The following is a 3060-nucleotide window of genomic DNA, read 5'->3' as shown; positions in this document are numbered from 1 at the left end:
GCCGATTAATTGAATTGATGAAGGAGCGCGGTTCCAATATACAAGAGCAAGTGGTTGGGATTACCCATGCTGATAATCTGGAAACTGCACTAGAGGTAAAAGAATTGATTGAAGATGAATTACACCCAAAAGAAATCTATATTTCTTCGATTGGCTCTGCCATCGGTTCCCATACTGGCGCCGGAACGATTGCACTATTCTTTTTAAATGCACAAAACGAGTGAGGCTTGAGCCTCACTCATTTTTATTTTGTCTAGCTCCAGCGTCTAGGGGCTCTAGGTCATAAGCAAAGCCGTCAAGAAGATCAAAGAACAACCTTCTTGACGGCTCATCTTATGCTCGTCGCCCCTGTTCAAGACGCTTCCGCTTTTCTTATTTATGATCCGTTTTTTTCGAGTATTGATTTTTCCCCGCCTGGCGGTTTTTTTCCCGCATCATGTTTTTTTCGTGTCTTAAGGCATTATTGTCCTGTGCTTTTTTATCATTATCCGTAGTATGAGGCAATTTCAAAACTCCTTTCCTTTCTTTGATAATAGTTTAATCATTTCGAAAAGGAGTATGTAGGGAATTGCTATTCTTTTTTTACAAAAGTCCAGCTGTCTTCTTGATAAACTTTGCCATCTTTCATTAGTTTGCCAAGTGCCCGTTTAAAAGCTCCTTTACTCAGCCCAAATCGTTCTTTAATATCCTCAGGCATACTCTTGTCACTATATGGCATGGCACCATTTCTACTCATTAAATAATCAAAAATCTTGTCAGCATCCAGGTCCTGGGACTCTTCTTTCCGAGCCAACAGCGAAATATTAATGGTCCCGTCTTCTTTAACATCAATTACCCGGCCTTCAATTTTTTCACCAAGCCGAGGTTCTTGCTCTCTTTGTGATTCGTGAATAAAACCTTTAAAACCCTCAATCGTATAAACCCAGCTGCCGACCTTTGCCGTACGGTAAGTATGGCCCTGGACATTTTTATTAAATGCCTTCCTGGTTGCCTTTATTGAAATGGATTGAATAACTTGGTCACTGGCAAGCTTTGCGTACAAGAGATAATTCCGATTTACCCTTAAGGTAATGTACACCATATCACCTGGTTTGGGCCAAACGGATTTATGTGCCGGCAGATCATCTGCACCTAAAAGAAGGTCCTTTTGCATTCCAATATCTAAAAAGACTCCAATTTCCGTATTGACATCTGTTACCTTTACCCAGCCATACTTCCCTACAGAAATTTCTGGAATCTTTGTTGATGCGGTCATTCTTCCTTGGGAATCATGAAAAAGAAAGACTTCTAATTTCTCCCCTTCTTCATATTCACGCTCGGCATCATTTATATGTAACAAGACATCTTCATTTCCATCTGTTAGAAAATAGCCAAATGGCGCTTTTCGAGCCACTTCTAATGTGGTGGTCTGCCCAATCAATTCTTTTAATGACATTTGAACTCCTCTTTTCTTTCCTTCGAGAAGGTTGTTTGAACTTGTTTATTTTACTATAATGTAGCCATAAAGGAAAACTTTAGCAGGATTTTGTTAAAACAATATAGGAGGTTTTTGACATGTCTAAAGACAGTTCATTTGATATTGTATCCAAAGTAGACTTTTCAGAAGTCACAAATGCCATTACCCAAACTATGAAAGAAATCCAGACACGTTACGATTTTAAAGGAAGCAAAAGTGAAGCATCACTTGATCGAGAAGAACTTGTCCTCATATCAGATGATGAATATAAATTAGATCAATTAAAGGATGTCCTCCTAAGCAAAATGATAAAACGAGGGATTCCGATTAAAAATCTTGATTACGGCAAGATTGAAAAAGCTTCCGGCGGAACCGTCAGACAAAGGGCAAAACTGGTACAAGGAATCGATAAAGAAAATGCCAAAAAAATAAACACAATTATTAAAAATAGCGGTGTTAAGGTAAAGAGTCAGGTGCAGGATGACCAAGTTCGAGTAAGCGCCAAAAGCCGTGACGATCTCCAAAAGATTATTTCTTTAGTTCGTGAAGCTGACTTAACTGTAGATGTCCAGTTTATTAACTATCGTTAGAAAAAAGGGGAATTGGTTCTAAAACCTTTTCCCTTTTTTCATATTTTTAACTTTTTATCAGAAACTAACAAGTGTAATTTACACTTGGAGGTAACAAAATGAGCAGTAAAAAACATCCGAAAGAAGTTTTTCCACCCCAGCATCAAAATCATCAACCGGGTGTGGAAGGTGAAATGAATCCCCGTCCTGTTTCTGTCGAATCAAATTATCAAGCTAGTGGAAAATTAACAGGAAAAATTGCGATTATTACCGGAGGAGATAGCGGTATCGGTAAATCCGTTGCCATTTATTTTGCCAAAGAGGGTGCGGATGTGGCAATTGTTTATTTAGAAGAACATCAGGATGCAGAAGAAACAAAACAATTAATCGAAGCAGAAGGCCGCCGCTGCCTGCTCTTTTCCGGTGATGTCGGCAGTGAAGATTATTGCAAGGGTGTCGTGAACAAAACCATCGATTCATTCGGTAAAATTGATATTCTCGTAAACAACGCGGCAGAACAGCATCCACAAAAAAGCTTATTAAATATCACAGCTGCCCAACTGGAAAAAACGTTTCGAACAAATATTTTCTCCTATTTTCATATGGCAAAAATGGTACTCCCGCATTTAAAAAAGGGCGCCACGATTATTAATACAGCGTCGATTACCGCCTACAAGGGGAATGAACAATTATTGGATTACTCTGCAACAAAAGGGGCAATTGTATCGTTTACACGCTCACTCGCCTTATCACTTGCCTCACATGGTATTCGCGTGAACGGTGTAGCACCTGGTCCAATCTGGACACCGCTCATTCCATCCACCTTTACCGCGGATCAAGTCGCTGTATTTGGTTCCACAACTCCAATGGGACGGGCAGGACAACCGCATGAACTTGCCCCCAGCTACGTATTTTTAGCTTCCGACGACTCCGCCTATATCAGCGGACAAATCATCCATGTGAATGGTGGAGAGATTGTTAATGGTTAAGAAAAGCGCAGGCGCCTTGTTCAGCCTCAGGCATAGCACAAGACAA

General features: G+C 40.1%; 5 protein-coding genes. 3 read left to right on the top strand and 2 right to left on the bottom strand.

The window, feature by feature from the left end; all coding sequences use genetic code 11:
• Positions 1–224, top strand: a 224-nt coding sequence (locus tag BIV60_RS25565) for a DegV family protein (RefSeq protein ID WP_177177401.1), incomplete at its 5' end; no start/stop codon positions are given.
• A 148-nt stretch (positions 225–372) separates the two neighbouring features.
• Here the strand turns inward: BIV60_RS25565 and BIV60_RS28850 are convergent.
• Both BIV60_RS28850 and BIV60_RS25560 read right to left on the bottom strand, forming a co-directional pair.
• Positions 373–504 (bottom strand): DUF3941 domain-containing protein, encoded by a 132-nt coding sequence (locus BIV60_RS28850; RefSeq protein ID WP_083402464.1) that lies wholly within the window; start codon positions 502–504, stop codon positions 373–375.
• Between the two features lie 67 nt (positions 505–571).
• A complete protein-coding gene (locus tag BIV60_RS25560; protein WP_071358520.1) occupies positions 572–1435 on the bottom strand; it encodes a CvfB family protein in 864 nt (287 codons plus the stop codon).
• A gap of 119 nt (positions 1436–1554) precedes the next feature.
• Between BIV60_RS25560 and BIV60_RS25555 the strand changes: the two genes are divergently transcribed.
• Positions 1555–2046, top strand: a complete 492-nt coding sequence (locus BIV60_RS25555; protein WP_071358519.1) for a YajQ family cyclic di-GMP-binding protein — start codon at positions 1555–1557, stop codon at positions 2044–2046.
• Positions 2047–2144: 98 nt separating this feature from the next.
• Positions 2145–3014, top strand: coding sequence for an SDR family oxidoreductase (locus tag BIV60_RS25550; RefSeq protein ID WP_071358518.1), 870 nt, complete (start codon positions 2145–2147; stop codon positions 3012–3014).
• Positions 3015–3060 lie beyond the last annotated feature (46 nt).

This window comes from Bacillus sp. MUM 116, assembly GCF_001866655.1.
Taxonomy (GTDB): domain Bacteria; phylum Bacillota; class Bacilli; order Bacillales; family Cytobacillaceae; genus Neobacillus.
This window is presented reverse-complemented; position numbering and strand designations above follow the sequence as displayed.